This is a genomic window from Amycolatopsis sp. NPDC059657 (assembly GCF_042734395.1).
Lineage (GTDB): Bacteria > Actinomycetota > Actinomycetes > Mycobacteriales > Pseudonocardiaceae > Amycolatopsis.
Genome location: NZ_JBHWEB010000034.1, coordinates 41,169 through 58,680, shown reverse-complemented (window position 1 = coordinate 58,680; position 17,512 = coordinate 41,169). Strand labels below are relative to the sequence as shown.

At 69.0% G+C, this 17,512-nt stretch carries 9 protein-coding genes; 2 read left to right on the top strand and 7 right to left on the bottom strand.

The window, feature by feature from the left end; translation table 11 throughout:
• Window position 1: 1 nt before the first annotated feature.
• From ACFV15_RS20130 to ACFV15_RS20105, 6 genes are all read right to left on the bottom strand, one after another.
• Window positions 2-1,654: a PucR family transcriptional regulator gene (locus ACFV15_RS20130; RefSeq protein ID WP_378352004.1), complete on the bottom strand. Its 1,653-nt coding sequence runs from the start codon at window positions 1,652-1,654 to the stop codon at window positions 2-4.
• A 76-nt stretch (window positions 1,655-1,730) separates the two neighbouring features.
• Window positions 1,731-2,837: an o-succinylbenzoate synthase gene (gene menC / locus ACFV15_RS20125; RefSeq protein ID WP_378352003.1), complete on the bottom strand. Its 1,107-nt coding sequence runs from the start codon at window positions 2,835-2,837 to the stop codon at window positions 1,731-1,733.
• On the bottom strand, window positions 2,834-3,679 hold the full coding sequence (locus ACFV15_RS20120) for a GNAT family N-acetyltransferase (protein ID WP_378352002.1): 846 nt from the start codon (window positions 3,677-3,679) through the stop codon (window positions 2,834-2,836). The genes menC and ACFV15_RS20120 overlap by 4 nt, the downstream gene beginning before the upstream one ends.
• A complete protein-coding gene (locus tag ACFV15_RS20115) occupies window positions 3,676-4,788 on the bottom strand; it encodes a M20 family metallopeptidase (RefSeq protein ID WP_378352001.1) in 1,113 nt (370 codons plus the stop codon). The genes ACFV15_RS20120 and ACFV15_RS20115 overlap by 4 nt, the downstream gene beginning before the upstream one ends.
• Complete coding sequence (locus ACFV15_RS20110; protein ID WP_378352000.1) at window positions 4,785-6,260, bottom strand: amidohydrolase family protein; 1,476 nt, start codon at window positions 6,258-6,260, stop codon at window positions 4,785-4,787. Before ACFV15_RS20110 ends, ACFV15_RS20115 begins: the two co-directional genes overlap by 4 nt.
• 132 nt (window positions 6,261-6,392) lie before the next feature.
• Window positions 6,393-7,670, bottom strand: coding sequence for an erythromycin esterase family protein (locus ACFV15_RS20105; protein ID WP_378351999.1), 1,278 nt, complete (start codon window positions 7,668-7,670; stop codon window positions 6,393-6,395).
• Between the two features lie 330 nt (window positions 7,671-8,000).
• On the opposite strand from ACFV15_RS20105, the gene ACFV15_RS20100 reads away from it, so the two are divergent.
• The gene (locus tag ACFV15_RS20100; protein WP_378351998.1) at window positions 8,001-10,265 is read left to right on the top strand and encodes a M4 family metallopeptidase; all 2,265 of its coding nucleotides are present in this window, start codon (window positions 8,001-8,003) and stop codon (window positions 10,263-10,265) included.
• Between the two features lie 103 nt (window positions 10,266-10,368).
• Here the strand turns inward: ACFV15_RS20100 and ACFV15_RS20095 are convergent, their stop codons facing one another.
• The gene (locus ACFV15_RS20095; RefSeq protein WP_378352019.1) at window positions 10,369-11,346 is read right to left on the bottom strand and encodes an ROK family protein; all 978 of its coding nucleotides are present in this window, start codon (window positions 11,344-11,346) and stop codon (window positions 10,369-10,371) included.
• A 285-nt stretch (window positions 11,347-11,631) separates the two neighbouring features.
• Here ACFV15_RS20095 and ACFV15_RS20090 point away from each other — a divergent pair, with 285 nt between their 5' ends.
• Window positions 11,632-17,481 carry a CARDB domain-containing protein gene (locus tag ACFV15_RS20090; RefSeq protein WP_378351997.1) on the top strand — a complete coding sequence of 1,950 codons (5,850 nt, stop codon included), beginning with the start codon at window positions 11,632-11,634 and terminating at the stop codon, window positions 17,479-17,481.
• Window positions 17,482-17,512: the final 31 nt, after the last annotated feature.

The window sequence follows — 17,512 nt, the reverse complement described above, 5'->3', positions numbered from 1 at the left end:
TCTAACCCTCGTCAGGCCTGGGCAACAGATCCGGGCCCGGCTGCGGCAGCAACCGCAACTGAAGCATCGCGGCGAACCGCTGCCCAGGGTCGTCGAGGTCGATCTCCCCCACCTCGGCCAGCCGCCGCAACCGGTACCGGAAAGTGTTCGGGTGCACGAAAGCCATGGCCGAAGCCGTGACCACATCCCCAAAAGCGTCCAGCCAGCACCGCAGCGTATGCACGAGCTGCGACTGATGCCGGGCGTCGTAGTCCAGCAACCGTGCGACCGGCCCTGCCGCGACATCTCCCCGCGCGGCCGCCAGATCGGCCAGCTCGAGCATCAAAGCGTCGACATGCACATCCTCGACCGTGGCCACCCGGCGTGAGCCGCCATTCGTGAGCAGCACCCGCAAAGCCCGATCGGCCCCATCCCGCGAGCGCCGCAATCCCGGCCCATCCGGAGCCAGCGGGCCGATGCCGATCGCCGCCGTGACCCGACGCCCGGTCCGTTCGAGGAACGTCGACGCGAGCCGCACCGACCGGTCCCGGCAATCGGTCACCGGCATGGGAACGATCGCGTACGCGACGTCGCCGACCAACGCGACCGCCGACCGCGGCTGGACCGCGCCCAAGTGCATGGCCAACGCGTCCGCGATGCGCTGGCGGTCCGCGACCCGGCGGACGTCGTCGTCGCCGATCCCGGCCAGTCCCATCGCGAGCACGATCGCGGGCTGCCCGAGCAGTCCCAGCCGGGCGATCGCCTCGGGTGCCGCGGTCCCGCCTTCCAAAGCGGTGCCGACCAGTTCGGCACGCAGGCGACGCTCGACATCCGCGCCCGCGCGCAACCGCAACATGTGCAGCGCGACCAGTTTGCCCGCGTCGATCAACGCCTGGGTGCGCAGTTCGCTCAACGGCCCCGGCACCGCGGCCCAGATCGACCCGAGTATCTCGTCACCCGCACGCACCGCGAGCGCGACGCGGGGCACCGCCATCTCGAAGTCCTGCTCGTCCGGGTCGACGTAGACCGGTGCGGTGCCTCGGTACAGCCGGTCGAAGACTCCATTGCGTTCAAGACCGCGCGTGTACCGCTCGGGGACCTGGCGGCCGAGGATCGTCTCGATGCGACCTTCGTCGGCCTCCTCCTGGCGGCCGGAGAAGGCGAGCACCCGTGACGACGGGTCTTCGATGGTCACGGGTGCGTCGAGCAACGACGCGATGGCGTTGGCCAGCGCGAACAGGTCGCCGGACGGGATGCCGCCGAGCGTCTGCGCGCTCCCGCCGACATCACCCTCGGCGAGCAGTGTGCGCAGCAGCGCCGCGAGCTGAGCCCACGACGCGCCGTTGGCCAGGCCGAGCAAGGCGACACCGGACTTGTCCGCGGCACGCCTGACCTCGGGCGCCGGGTCGAACGGGAGCCGTACGACCAGCGCCGCTGCCTGCTTCGCGCCGCATTCGAGCAGCAGCCGGATCACCTCGTCCGGCTCGCGGACGCCGACACCGAGCACGATCGCGCGGGCCGGGAACTCCGAGGTGTCGAACGGGTCGTGGATGACCACACCACCGAGATCCCTGGACCCGCGCACCCCCGCGACAGGCTCCAGCAGCACGTCCCCGAGGTCGTCGAGGACGCGCGCCAGGCTTGTGTGGGTCTTTCCCGGCACCGGTGTCAGCACCACCCGAACGTAACCGCCGTCACATCGGACCCGAGTAGTCCGATCCGACGAAATCTAACACCGGATTCGTCGGATGCTACGAACTCAGCCACTTCTTTCGGGTGGTCACTTCCGCGAGACGCTCCGGAATCGGCGAGACACCCAGGCCGGGCCCGGCCGGCACCTGGAGATAGCCGCCGTCGAGCACGAACGGCTCGGTGATGTCCTGGCGGTAGAACCGCTCGGACGCCGACGTGTCACCCGGCATGGTGAAGCCCGGCAGCGAGGCGAGCGCGACGTTGGCCGCTCGGCCCAGCCCGGTCTCGATCATCCCGCCGCACCAGACCGGGATGCCGTTGGCCGCGCAGACGTCGTGCACCCGCTTGGCCTCGAGGTAACCGCCGACACGGCTCGGCTTGATGTTGACCACCCGGCAGGCGCCGAGCCGGATCGCGTCGGCGGCCGACCGCGCGTCGACCACGGACTCATCGAGGCAGATCGGGGTGCGGATGTGCTTGGCCAGCTCGGCGTGGCCGTGCACGTCCTCCTCCTCGAGCGGCTGTTCCAGCAGGAGCAGATTGAACGGGTCGAGCTTGGCGAGCTGCGCGGCGTCGGCGAGCGTGTACGCGGTGTTCGCGTCGACCTGCAGGAGCACGTCGTCGCCGAACCGCTCACGCACCGCGCGCACCGGCTCGACGTCCCAGCCAGGCTCGATCTTCAGCTTGATGCGGAGGTACCCGGCTTCGAGGTAGCCGCCGACGACGTCCAGCAGCTGCGGGATCGAGTCCATGATCCCGACCGAGACCCCGCACGGCACCCGGTCCTTTGTGGACCCCAGCGCGGCGCCGAACGACAGATCGTGCGCGCGCAGCTCGGCGTCGAGCACCGCCATCTCCAGCACGCTCTTGGCCATCCGGTGCCCCTTGAACTTGGCCAGCAGCGGCGCGACCTTGTTCGCCGTGATCTCGCCCGCCTGCAGCAAAGCGGGCACCATGAAGTTCTCGAGCACGTGCTCGACGCCGTCGGTGTACTCCGACGAGTAGACGGGCGCGGCCATCGCGCCGCACTCGCCCCAGCCCTCGCCCGACGGCGTCACCGCGCGCAGCAGCAGGATGTCACGCGCGTCCTGCGTGCCGAACGACGTACGGAACGGCGCCACCAAAGGCATGCTGACGCGCAGTACTTCCACACCGGACAGTTTCACGAGCGCTCCTTCGCAACCACGTACCAGCCGGCACGATCGAATCCGACGACCCTGGCGCCGTCCGCCATCAGGCCGTGCAACACCTCACGCAGCGCCGCGCGCCACGCGCTGCCGAGCGCCGGGTCGGTCCGGCGCAACGCCTCGACGTCCGGCGGGACCCCCACCAGCACGACCGGCGCGTCGGCGGGCGTGCTCACCGGACGTCCGTCCGAATCGGACCGCAGCACGGGCTCACCTGCTGGCAGAACGCGCCGCGGCTCACCCTGCGCGGCCGCACGCACCGGCTCGCTCAGCAGATCCCAGGTGACCATGAGCCGGTCGGTGTCACCGCTCCCGTTGATGGCGTCGCGCATCCGGCCGTAGAAGTTCGGCAGGTAGACGGCGGGATCGGCGGCGAGCTTGGTCAGGTTGAAGTAGGCGTTGCGCCGGATCAGCGGGTCGAACGTCCACGAGATCGCGGTGACGTCCTGGCGCAGCGCCCACGCGCGCTGATGCAGTTTGAGCGCGAAGCCGAGCCCTCGGCCCATTCCCTTCGGCGCGACGCCCGCGATGTGGCTGTGCAGGCTGCTTTTCGCCGGGCTGCCGAAGAACCCGAAGCAGGCGCCGACCAGTTCGCCGTCGTCGAAGGCACCGGAGACGTAGTTCCCCGACGCGACCATGGCGCGCAGGAGTTCCGCGCTCACCGGGCCGGAACCGGGCTCCTCCCGCTGCCAGATCGACTCGAACAACTGGCACACGGCGGTCAGGTCCGGCACCTCGGCCAGGTCGCGGACGGTCACGCCCGAGGCCGCGGCCGCGGTCTCCGCCGCCTGATCCGGCGAGTTCAGCACGAGTTCGGTCACCGGACCACCCTTTCTTGACCTGGATTTCCCTGTGCCAGCACGGTTTTCACCAGTTCGGTGAGCAACGCGGTGCGCCGGGGCAGCTCGTCGGTGAGCACGTGCTCGTGGTCGGCGTGCGCGCCACCGCCGACGGCGCCGAGGCCGTCGAGTGTCGGAGTCCCCATCCCCGCGGTGAAATTCCCGTCCGACGCGCCACCGACCGCGGCCGGCGTGAGCGGCTCCAGGTCCAATTCCTTGGCAAGCGTGCAAGCCAGCTCGAACAGCGCCTGCGACGACTCCGCCTCCAGCGGCGCCCGGTTGATGCCGCCGACGATACGGACCCGCGTGCCGTCGAGTACCGGCCGCAGTTCGCGGATGGCCGCGTCGACGCGCTCCTGTTCCGCGCTGTCCCACGCGCGGACGTCGACCGACACGCTCGCGGCGGCCGGGACGGTGTTCATGGTCGTGCCCGCGGTCACCACGGTCGGCACGACGGTCGTGCCCCGTTCGGCGTCACCGAGCCGGGAGACCGCGAGGATCTGGTGCGCGATCTCGACTCCCGCGTTGCGGCCCTTTTCCGGTTCGAGCCCGGCGTGCGCGGCGCGGCCTTCGACCTCGATCCAATACAGGGAAGTGCCTTTGCGACGGGTTTTCAGCGCGCCGCCGTCCGCGGAGGCCTCCAGCACGAACACCGCGTCGCAGCCCCACGCCTCCTCCTCGATGAGCGCGCGGGACGACGGCGAACCGACCTCCTCGTCACCCGTGATCAGTATCGACAGGCCCGCACGGTCGGGCTGCGCCGCGGCGGCGTGCAACGCCATCACGACACCGGCCTTCATGTCGAAACAGCCGGGTCCGCGCAACACTCCGTCGATCACTTCGAACGGATGCGTCGCCAGTGATCCGATCGGCCACACCGTGTCGTGATGCCCGAGCAGCAGCACCCTCGGGTCGCCGCCGAACCGCCAGCGCAGGTGCGTGACCCCGTCGACGACGATGCGCTCCGGTTCGGCACCCAGCAGCCGCCGTCCGAGCGCCGCCACGACCTCGGCGCTGCGGGCGACCGCCGCGTGATCCGACGACGGCGACTCGCACCGCACCAAGGTCTCGATGTCCTCGAGCAGGCTCATCGCGGCTCACCCCGCAGCGCGGTGCCCGGGTAGGCGTCCGCGAGAATCTCACCTTGGGAGATAACGGGAACTCCGCCGACGAACAGGTGCCGGACGCCGGTCGACGGCCGCGTCGAGTCGGTGTACGTGGCGGTGTCGGTGATCTTCGCGGGGTCGAGCACGACCAGGTCGGCGTCCGCGCCGACGTCGAGCCGCCCCTTGCCGCGTGCGGCGGGCGCCACGTCGTCGAGGATCCGCGCCGGTAGGTAGGAGCAGCGCCGGAACGCCTCCAGCCACGTCCAAGCGCCGGTCTCGCGCACCATCAGGCGCAGCGCCTTCGAGAAGGTCCCCGCGGTGCGCGGATGTGTCGTCCCGCCTGGCGGCAGCGGCCATTTGGTGCTCTCCTGGCTGCCATCCGGCCAGAACACGGGCATCGCGTCGCTGGCGACGATCGCGTCCGGATACGCCAAAGCCTGGCGTAGCAACGCGTTCTCGCGCGGATCACGCTCGTCGAGGAATTCGAGGATGCACGGCGCGCCGGGGTCGGCGCGCCGCAGCTCCCGCAGCCGCGCCTCGTCCGCGATGCGCTCGCCGGATTCGAGCATCAGCACACTCGACGCGCGAAGTCCCTTCATGCGCAAGCGTTCCGGCTCCAGGAACGCGGCACCGATCGCGGTGCTGCCCGCACCGTACGGATAGGCCTCCACCGTCACCCGCGAACCCTCGCGGCGCGCGCGGTCCAGCGATTTCAGCACGCGCTCGACGTGATGCCCCGAGGTGCTGTTGACGTGACAATGGTGCATCGCGGCACCGGTCTCGCCCGCGGCGGCGACGATCTCCTCCGACCCGTCGATGGGCGTGGCGGGGTCGACCTCGATCAGCTCGCGCACGTGCGTGTACGTCGGCGCGCCCGCACGCGCCGCGAGCCGCGCCACCGCGAGGAACTCGGCGGGTTCGCTCAGCGGTGCGTACCCCATCAGGATCCCGATGCCCAGCGCGCCGGCGGCGAGTTCACCCTCCAAAAGCGACAGCCAGGCGGCGAGCTCCTTCGGCGACGAAGAGCGTTGCCAAGCCGGGTTTCCGAGTATGGCGAGCCCGCTGTCGATCTGCGCGTCCGGCTTGATCCCGGCCAGCACCTGCCCCCGCGCCGCGCCCCAGGACGCGGAAAACCCGTAGTTGAGCGGACGCCCGGCAGCGGCGGCCTCGGCGTACGCGCGCTCGATCGGCATCAACCCGGCCTCGAGGTCGAGCGCCGTGGTCACCCCGTCCATCGCCTGCAGCCGCTGCCCGGCGATCGAATGCACGTGGCTGTGCAGGTCCACGAAACCCGGCCCGGCCACCAGGCCGGTGATATCGACGACCTCGGTACCCGGCGGCGCGTCCAAGCCGGTGCCGACCGCGGCCACCTTGACGCCGTCGGTCAGCACATCGGCCAGTCCGTCGAAGCCGGTGGCCGGGTCGAGGACCCGGCCACCGCGCAGAAGTGTCCCCATTCCCCGTCTCCTCACGACACAGGGCGCCAGACGTGCACCCCGTTCGCAATCGAACCTAGGTGCCGGGGACGCGCAACCGTTCGTCCATGCCGACGAACCGGGGCCGTCCTGTCCGTGCGGCGGGACGAACCGTCACGAGCGTTTGACGGCGGCCCGTACGTCGTGGAGGTGGATCACGACATCGAAGGACCTGGCCAGCCTGACGTTCTCGAGCTCGACCGGGAACAGCGTGCCGATCGACCGGGTCGGGTGGGCGGCGTCCAGCCAGGCGCGCGCCGACGGGGGCGCGGTGCGGACGTCGAGGTAGAAGTCCTCGTACCGGACCCGGTCGAGCGTGGCCTCCGCCGTACCGGGCGGGGCGGCGTCCACCGTGAACTTCTCCCAGTTCCCGCCGCCGACAGCCTGACTCGTCGACAGGAACGAGCCACGGTCGAAGGTGAAGCCGATGGGGAGGTAGCCGTCGCCGAAGGCGCCGCGCAGGAACGACCCTTGTGTCTCCGGATGCACCGGGTAGTCACTCGAGAGGTAGGCGACGTGGTTGTTGTGCGCCGAAACCAGGATCTTGCCGCCGACCTGCCGCTGCCACCACTCGACGTTCTGCGCCATCACACGGTCGCGCAGGCGCATGAACTCCGGCAGTGTGGCCTTGTCGTCAGGGTCGATGGTGAGGAATTCGGCCGTCTGGGCGATGAAGCGCGCGTTCTGCACGACCCACGGGTCCTTCATACCGGTGATCAGCTCGAGTGCTTGCCGGGCTTTGTCCGCGAGCTGCCGTCGTTCCGCCACCGGCTTGCGTACGTACGCGAACGTGTCCAGCGGGCGTAGTCCGGAGTAGAGCTCGGTGAGCCGCGGCAGCGTTTCCGGATGCTCACGGCGCACGTATCCGGTGACCCGCTCGAAGAATTCGTCGTCCACCGCGGGCGCGCCGATGTCGTCACCGATGAAGTGCACGGTGCGGCCGGGGTGATCGCGGTTGTACGCACGCATCCACGTCAGCAGGCTCACGAATTCCTCGCGGTCCCAAGGGCTGCCGGCCAGGTTCTTGGCGGCGACCTCGCGGACGTCACCCACACCCGTCTGCAGGTATTCGTCGATCTTCAACCCGGCCGACCAGCTCATCTCCAGCGCGAAGGTGGTGAACCCCTGGTGCTCGACGAGGTACCGGAACACCCGCTCCTTCATGGCGAAGAACTCGTGCGAGCCGTGCGTCGCCTCGCCGAGCCCGACCACCTTCGCCTTGCCGATCATCGCGCCCAGCGCGCCCAGATCGGCCGTGGGCCGTCCCGGTTCGGTCGACCACAGTGGATGGGCCATTTGCTCTAACGCGCGGACCGGATCGCGCTGCCGATCGGCCGGTGCCGCCTGGGCGGTCGCGGGGATGAGCAGCGACGCCGCCAGCGCCGCCGCCATGACGGTTCTCCTTTTCGGTTCCATGAAACGATCATCGCGAGCGAAGGCCGGGCGCGCGGTGACCTCAGCAACCGCATCGACACGGGTGCAGGCCCCACCGGCCAGAGTGGACAGTATTATCCGAAGTGCCCGAATCGGGCCATTACGGCTTTTTGTCGCACATTCATCGACTCATCGCCGAAACGCAATGAGTTCAATACGTTCGTCGGTTGTTCACCGCGTGCCAACACCGGATTCTTGTTCGCGGTTCGTCGTAACACCCTTTCACCTCTATTGATCACAGGCCCGGCACCCCGGGTCCGGATCACCCTGCCCGGAGGAGAACCACCGATGAAATTGAGACGTCCTGGCGTACTCGCCGCGGCCGGCGTGCTGGCGGCAGCCATCGCGACGACTTCGGCGGCACAGGCGGCGCAGCCGTCCGCTTCGGCCCAAACGGCCGACGCGATGGCGATGTCCGCCGCGGAGAGCCTGGTCGCGGCGAAACCCGCCGCGCTCCACGCGAGCAATGACGATGTTTTCGTCCAGCACAACGTGATCTCCTCCACCAACGGACTGAAGTACATCCCGTACGACCGGACCTACAAGGGCCTGCCGGTCGTCGGTGGCGACTTCGTGGTGGCGACGAACTCGACCGGCCAGGTCGTGGGCACGTCGGTCGCTCAGGACGTCGCGATCAACCTGCCGACCACCACGCCGAAGCTGACCGCCGCGCAGGCCGAGGCCGTCGCGCGCCAGCAGCTGTCCACTGTGGACAATGTAGGCGCCGCGCAGCTCGTCACCTACGCGCTCAGCACCCCCGCGCTCGCCTGGAAGAGCACGGTCGTCGGCAAGGACGCCGAAGGCCCCAGCAAGCTGGACGTCGTGGTCGACGCCGCCACCGGCGCCGTGCTGCACACCCAGGAACACGTCATGAACGGTGACGGCAACAGCGGCTACAACGGCCCGGCCGTGCACCTCGACACCACGCACTCGGGTAGCACCTACTCGATGAAAGACCCGGCGATCACCAACACCAGCTGCCAGGACGCCGCGAACAACACCACCTTCAGCGGACCTGACGACGCATGGGGCAACGGCAACGCCACCAACCGCGAGACCGGCTGCGTCGACGCGCTGTTCGCCGCGCAGACCGAGAACAAGATGCTCTCGCAGTGGCTGGGCCGTAACAGCTTCGACGGCAACGGCGGCGGCTGGCCGGTCCGTGTCGGCCTCAACGACCTCAACGCCTACTACGACGGCAGCCAGATCCAGATCGGGCACAACCAGTCCAACCAGTGGATCGGTTCGCTCGACGTGGTCGCCCACGAGCACGGTCACGGCATCGACGACCACACCCCCGGCGGCATCTCCGGCGCGGGCACCCAGGAGTTCGTCGCCGACGTCTTCGGCACCTCGACCGAGTGGTTCGCCAACGAGTCGTCGCCGTACGACGTGCCGGACTTCCTGATCGGCGAGACGATCAACCTGGTCGGCTCCGGCCCGATCCGCAACATGTACAACCCGTCGGCGCTGGGCCACAAGAACTGCTACGACAGCCAGATCCCCAACACCGAGGTGCACGCGGCCGCGGGCCCCGGCAACCACTGGTTCTACCTGCTCGCCGAGGGCACCAACCCGACCAACGGCCAGCCGACCAGCACCACCTGCAACAACACCACGATCACCGGTCTGGGTGTGCAGAGCGCGCTGAAGATCTTCTACAACGCGATGCTGATCAAGACCAGCGGTGCCTCGTACCTCAAGTACCGCACCTGGACGCTGACCGCGGCGAAGAACCTCTTCCCCGGTAGCTGCGCCGAGTTCAACACCGTCAAGGCCGCGTGGGACGCCGTCAGCGTCCCGGCTCAGTCCGGCGACCCGACGTGCAGCGCGACCGGCACGGTCACCGTCTCGAACCCGGGTAACCAGTCCACCGCGACCGGCACCGCCGTCAACCTCCCGCTCTCGGCCAGCGGCGGCACCGCGCCGTACAGCTGGACCGCGACCGGGCTGCCCGCGGGCCTGTCGATCAACGCCTCGACCGGCACCATCTCGGGCACCCCGACCACCGCGGGCACCTCGAACGTCACGGTGACCGCCAAGGACGCGGCGAACAAGACCGGCTCGGCCTCGTTCACCTGGACCGTCGGCACCACGGGCGGCTGCAGTGGCCAGAAGCTCACCAACGGCGGCTTCGAGTCCGGCAGCACCGGCTGGACGGCGTCCAGCGGCGTCATCGGCGCCAACGGCCCTGACCAGCCCGCGCACGGCGGCACCCAGAACGCCTGGATGGACGGCTACGGCTCCAGCCACACCGACACGCTCGCCCAGTCGGTCTCCATCCCGGCCAACTGCAAGGCGACGCTGACGTTCTACCTGCACATCGACACCAACGAGTCGGGCAGCACGGTCTACGACAAGCTGACCGTCGCCGGTGGCAGCACGACGCTGGGCAGCTACTCCAACGTCAACGCGGCCGGTGGGTACGTGCTCAAGACGATCGACGTCTCGTCGTTCGCCGGGCAGACCCTCGCGCTGAAGTTCACGGCGGTGGAGGACGCGTCGCTCCAGACGTCCTTCGTCATCGACGACGCGGCGGTCACGCTGAGCTGACCCGCTGAAAAAAATCCCAATGTGGCTTTCGTCAGCTTTGAGCTGACGAAAGCCACATTGGCGTGCTGAAACCTGACCAATGCCGCATTGGGATTTTTTTCAGCTAGTTTTCGGCCACCCAGCGCTCGAAGACCAGGTCCTCGGCGGCACGGACGCCCACGCTGATCGCACCGACCAGCACCCCGTCGGCGCCGAGCTCGCCCTCCACGACGGTCGGCTGGTACGGGGTCAGCGAGCGCAGCGAGCGTTCGACCGACTCGAGCAGTTCCCCGTCGCTGCCGCCCGCGAGCACGATCAGCTCCGGATCGATGACGGCGGCCACGGAGGCCACCGTGTACGCCAGCCGCTGATGCAACGGCCGGTCCTCCTCGTACGGCAGGTAGTTGATCTCACCGGCCGCGCCGGTCGCGCCGCGGAACACCCGGCCGTTGACCATCAGGCCCAGCCCGGAGTCCGTGCCGACCGTGAGGCAGCCGAAGACCGAGGTCCCCCGCGCGGCGCCGCTCTCCCATTCGCCGACCGCGGCCAGGTTCGCGTCGTTCTCGACCAGCACCTCGGCGCCGAACGCGGCCTCGAGCTCGTCGAGCAGCCCCGCACGGTCCCAGCCAGGCAGGTTGGGCGTGTGCCGGAAGCACCGGTTGACCGGGTCGACGACGCCGGGCGAGCCGATCACCCTGACCATGATCTCGGCGGCGGTGAGCCCGGCGCCCGCGATCGTGTCGGCCGCGATCCGCGCGACCACGGCCACCAGCTCCCCGCCGGAGAACGCCCGGTTCGGCTCGTCGCGTCGCGCGACCACGGTCCGGCCGAGGTCGGAGACGGCGGCCCGGATGTAGTGGCGGCCGATGTCGATGCCCAGCACGTACCCGGCGCCGGGATCGGCTTCGTAGAGCGGCGCCGTGCGCCCGGCGAGCGTGGTCACCGTCCCGGCCGAGCGGACCAGCCCGGCCGCTTCGAGCGCCTTCAGCACGAACCCGACGGTCGGCTTCGACAATCCCGTGTCGACCACCGCCTGCGGCCGGGTCGCGGGTCCGCAACGGCGGAGGAAGTCCAGGACCGCGCGTTTGTTCATCGCCCGCATCCAGGCCGGGGTGCTGGCGGTAGTGCTGTGTACGCGGACGACCATACTTTCAGGACACCGCATCCGGCCGCCGGGAACCATGAGGAACGACCGGCAGGTTCACCGGCAGTTCCGGGTCACCCGTCTTACAAACCCGGCGGTCGAGCCCAGCGGGTAACCCGACCGAGTGACATGAGTGCTGTCGCGGCTTCACCGGCGTCCCCTTCCAGGGTGAGCGGGCGAGCATCGGCCGTGCCCGCGTGCCAGGCTCCGAAAGTCGCACCGGCCTTTTTGGGGGTTACCCGCATGCGGAATTCCGGCAAGCCACTTCGCTTGTTCGTGGCGCTCGCGCTCCTTTTCACCAGCGCGGCGATCGGCGCGAACCCGGCAGGTGCGGGTGTCGTGAAGCAATTCTCGCTGGACTACAACGAGGTCGTGTACGGCGATTTCCTGTACGCGGGCAATGGCGTCATCCGCTGTCCGGTCACCGCCGACAACGCGCCGACCATCCCCGGTTACACCCCCGTGTACTGCGCGAACTCGGCAGACCGCAAGGACGCCCAGGTCAACGACAATTTCTTCATGCAATGGTCCGATGTGGACTCCGACGCGGGCACATTCAACTCGTCGAGCGCCTCGGTCACTATTCCGCCCGGCGCGAAAATCACCTTCGCACGGCTGAACTGGGCGGGTAACACGGGCGTGTACAACTACGCGCCGAATGTTCCCTTGGCGACGAAAATGTGCCAAGACCGGCTCAACCGCACACCCGCGGTATTGCCACAGGGAAAGCCCGCCGATCAGAAGGTCCGGCTGACCGTCGGCGACGGCGCGGCCGCCGATCTGTCGCCCGTCGGCTACACCGAGGACCCGTCGAACAGCTACAGCGGCGGCCAGTACTACTCGGCCTACGCCGACGTCACCGGCCAGTTCGCCAAGGCGCCGACCGGCTCGCCGCTGAACCTGACCGTCGGCAACGTCTGGGCGCCCAAGGGCTTCAACTGCATGGGCGGCTGGTCCATCGATCTGGTCTACGCCTACCCCCAGCGGAACCCGGACCACGCGCCGAACAAACGCGAGGTCTTCGTCTACAACGGACACGTCCGCCAGAACAGCTCCGACCCGACCACCACCACGACCATCACCGGCTTCCGCGCGGCGGCTGCCGACGCGCATGTCGGCGTCACCGCCTACGAGGGCGACTGGGGCATCGACGGCGACCAGTTCCTGATCAACGACAAGCCGGTCGCCGAGCCCGCCACCGGATCGACCAAGAACTTCTTCATCTCCAACGCCGACAACGCGACGTCGCCCTCGGTGAAGAACAACTTCAGCGTCGACGCGAAGTCGTTCAACGTCGACACCATCGCGGCGGGCTCGACCAGCGCCAAGCTGGGCTTCGCGACCTCCGGCGACGCCTATCTGGCGCAGAACCTCGCCTTCTCGACGCCGGTGCCGGAACTGCAGATCACCAAGACGGCCAAGCCGGCCGTGGTGCACGCGGGCGACCAGGTCACCTTCACGATCGAGGTCAAGAACCCGAGCAACGCGCCGGCGAGCGGGGTGCGCGTGGCCGACGACGCCTTCCCCGCCTGCGCCAGGGTGATCGGCAACCTCAACGGCGGCCAGAGCACCACCTACACCTGCACCGCGACCGCGCCTGCCGACGACTTCACCAACGTCGCCAAGGTCACCGGCACCAGCGCGCTCAACGAGCCGCTCGACGGGTCGTCCAGCGTGACGGTCGACGTCACGCATCCGGCGATCGGCGTCAGCAAGAAGGCCGACAAGGAGGGCTACCGGACCGGCGAGACCGTCACGTTCACCGTGACCGTCACCAACACCGGTGACGTGCCGCTGACCTCGGTCGCCGTGGCCGATCCGAAGACCCCGTCGTGCGCGCGCACGCTGCCAGCGCTGGACGCGGGCAAGGCGTCGACCTTCACCTGCACCGCACAGGCCCCGGTGCCCGACGGCGTCAACACCGCCACCGCGACCGGCACCGACGCGCTCGGCAAGCAGGTCACCGCCTCCGCCGACGCGCCGGTCCCGGTCGTCGCGCCCGCGATCAAGATCGAGAAGTCGGCCGATCCGCAGACCATCCACGCGGGCGACACGGTCACCTGGACGATCAAGGTCACCAACACCGGCGACACGCCACTCCAAAACATCAAGGTCGCCGACGACACCACCACGGCCTGCTCGCGCGCCATCACCAACCTGCTCGCAGGCGGCTCGTCGACCTACACCTGCACCGCGAACCCTTCCCAGACGACGAAGAACACGGTGACCGTGACCGCCGACGACTTCTACGGCGGCCCGCCCGTGACGGCGACGGCTTCGGCCACGGTGACCGTGCTCAGTCCCGCGCTGAGCATCACCAAGGAGGCCTCGCCGCGCGTGGTCCGCGCGGGCGACGAGGTCACGTTCACCATCACGGTCACCAACACCGGCGACGTCCCGCTCACCGCCGTGGCCGTCACCGACGACCGCACGCCGTCGTGCGCGAAGACGATCGGCACGCTGCTGCCCCAGCAGTCGCAGACCCACACCTGCACGGCCAAGGCGCCGGACAGCGGCTTCACGAACACCGCGACCGCGACCGGCAAGGACCCCCTCGCCAAGGAGGTCAAGGTCACGGCCGACGCGGCGGTCGAGGTCATCCACCCCGCGCTCTCGATCGCCAAGGACGCCGCGCCCGCGGTGGTCCGCTCCGGCGACACGGTCACGTACACGATCACCGTGACGAACACGGGCGACACCGTCCTCACCGGCGTGGCGGTCACGGACGCCACGGTTCCCGCGTGCGCCAAGACCTTCGCCGCGCTGCAACCGCAGGCGAAGCAGACGTACACCTGCACGATCGTCGCGGGCGAGCAAGGCTTCACCAATACGGCTGCCGTTACGGGCACCGACCCGACCGGCCGTCCGGTCGACGCCACCGACGACGCGACGTTCACGGTGACGCATCCGGCGATCACGCTCGCGAAGGACGTCACCGGCGGCCCGTTCCGCGAAGGCGACACCGTGCCGTTCCAGCTCACGGTGACCAACACCGGCGACGTGCCGCTGACCGGCGTCCAGGTCACGGACGCCCTGGCCGCGGCGTGCGCGCGGGCATACGACGGCGCATTGGCACCCGGCGCGACCTGGACCTTCGGCTGCACCGTCGCGGCTGGCAAGGACAACTTCGTGAACGTCGCCTCGGTCACCGGTACTCCACCGGTCGGCCCGCCGGTGACGGCGACGGACGACGCACCCGTCAACGTCATCCACCCGGGGTTGGCCATCGCCAAGGACGCCGCGCCCACGGTGGTCCGCGCGGGCGACACGGTCACCTTCACCATCACGGTGACCAACACCGGCGACTCCCCCTTGACCGCGGTCACCGTCGCCGACCCGATCGCACCCGGCTGCGCCAAAACCCTCGGAACCCTTGCCTCACAAGAGAAACAGACGTACACCTGTACGCTCGTGGCAGGCAAGGACGACTTCGTGAACGTCGCTTCGGCCACGGGCACCGACCAGTCGAACCGCCCCGTCACCGCGTCCGACGACGCTGCCGTCGACGTCATCCACCCCGCGGTGACGATCACGAAGGACGCCTCACCCGGCGCGGTTCGCGAAGGCGACACGGTCACCTTCACCATCCAGGTCAAGAACACCGGCGACGTCCCGCTGACCCAGGTGTCCATTGTGGATGACAAGACGCCCGCCTGCGGCCGGGTCTTCGCGGAGCTGGCCTCGGGTGCGGAACAGCGGTTCACCTGCACGGTCACGGCCGGAGCCGACGGCTTCACCAACACGGCCGCCGCAACGGGAACCGACCCGACCGGCCGACCGGTCGACGCGACGGACGACGCCACGTTCACCGTGCTGCATCCGGGAATCTCGATCACCAAGGACGTCAAGGGCGGCCCGTTCCGCACCGGCGACACGGTCACGTTCACCATCACCGTCGCCAACACGGGCGACTCCACGCTGACCGCGGTCACCGTCACCGACGAACTCGCCCCGTCCTGCGCCAAGACGATCGACACGCTCGCCCCCGGCGCGTCACAGACCTACGAATGCACCATGACGGCACCGGCCGACGACACTGTGAACGTCGCCAAGGTCTCCGGCTCCCCGCCGACGGGACCACCGCTGTCGACCTCGGACGACGCGAAGATCGACGTCATCCACCCGGCCGTGAAGATCACCAAGGAGGCCTCGCCGCGTATGGTCCGCGCGGGCGACGACGTCACGTTCACCATCGTCGTGACGAACACGGGCGACGTTCCACTGACGGACGTATCCATTGTGGACCCGCAAACTCCTTCCTGCACCAAGACTTTCGCTCGCCTTGAAGGCGTCGAGACTTACCAGTGCACAACCAAGGCACCCCAGGACGACTTCACCAACACGGCAGTCGCAACGGGCAATGATCCGACCGGCCGCCCGGTCACGGACACGGCGACGGCCGCGGTCGACGTCATCCACCCCGCGGTGACCATCGTGAAGGACGCATCACCGGCCGAGGTCCGTGAAGGCGACACGGTCACCTTCACCATCAAGGTCAAGAACACCGGCGACGTGCCGTTGACCAACGTATCCATTGTGGACTCGCAAACTTCGTCCTGTGCCAAGACATTCCCGTCACTCGACGCAGCCACCGAAGTGGTGGTCCAGTGCACGGCGGTCGCGGGAGCCCAAGGCTTCACGAACACGGCGACGGTCACCGGAACGGACCCGCTCCAACGCCCGGTGACCGCGGCGGACGACGCGACGTTCACCGTCCAGCGCCCTGGCATCTCGATCACCAAGAACACCCGGGGCGGCCCGTTCCGCACCGGCGACTCGGTCACCTTCGAAATCGTGGTCACCAACACCGGCGACGTCCCGCTGACGAACGTGACGGTCGCGGATCAGCTGGCCCCCGAATGCGTCCGCGCCTTCCCGAGCCTCCCGATCAACGGCGTCCAGCGCTTCCCCTGCACCATGCCCGCGCCCGCCGACGACGTGGTCAATGTGGCCACGGTGTCCGGCACCCCACCCGTCGGCCCGCCGGTGACCGCGACGGCGAACGCCCCGGTCGACGTCATCCACCCCGGCATCAAGCTCACCAAGGAGGCCTCGCCCACCCAGGTCCGTCCTGGCGAGCAGGTCACCTTCACCTTGACAGTGACCAATACCGGCGACGTTCCCCTGGCCTCGGTGTCCATTGTGGACGATAAGACACCCGCCTGCGCCTTCACCATCGCGGTACTGACACCCGGCGCGTCCCAACGTCACCAATGCACCATCAACCCCCAAACCGGCATCACGAACACCGCTACGGCGACGGGCGACGACCCCACCAAGAGGCCGGTGACGAGCACCAGCACCGCGGAGGTCACGGTGATCGGCCCCGGCATTTCGATCACCAAGACCGCCGACCCCAAGCCGCTCCTCACCGGCCAGCAGGCGACCTTCACCCTCATCGTGAAGAACACCGGCGACGTCCCCCTCACCGAAGTGACGGTGACGGACCCGCTCGCCCCCGCCTGCGCGATCACCATCGGCACCCTCGCACCCGGCGCGGTGTCAAGCCCGATCACCTGCACGGTCACCATGCCCGGCCACGACCTCACCAACATCGCGACCGCGACCGGCAACGACCCCACAGGCCGCCCCGTGACCTCGACGGACGACGCCACGGTCAAACTCGCGACCCCCGCCATAACCCTCACGAAGAAGGCGGACGCGACCACGACCCCGGGCGCCACCGTCACCTTCACCCTCACGGTGACCAACACCGGCAACGTCGACCTCACACCCGTCGAGGCCACCGACCCCACCAACCCCCAGTGCGACCGCAAGTTCGACACCCTCGCCGCGGGCGACCATCGCGAATGGACCTGCACGGCCCTCGCGCCTCAATCCGGCGACCTGACGAACACCGCGACCGCCACGGGAACGCCCGACACAGCCCAGCCCAGCACCCCGGTGACGGACAGCGCGACCGCCATCGTCAAGGTCAACACCCCCGGTACGCCGGACGTCACACCTTCGCCTGCCCCGAAACCCTTGGCGAACACCGGTTTCGACCCACTGCCTCCGTCACTGGTCGCACTCGGCCTGCTCTCCGTGGGCGTTCTCCTGGTGCTCCGCCCGAAGCGTCGACAGAGGGACTAGGGGTCGTGAGTGGTACGGCCGGTTCTAACCC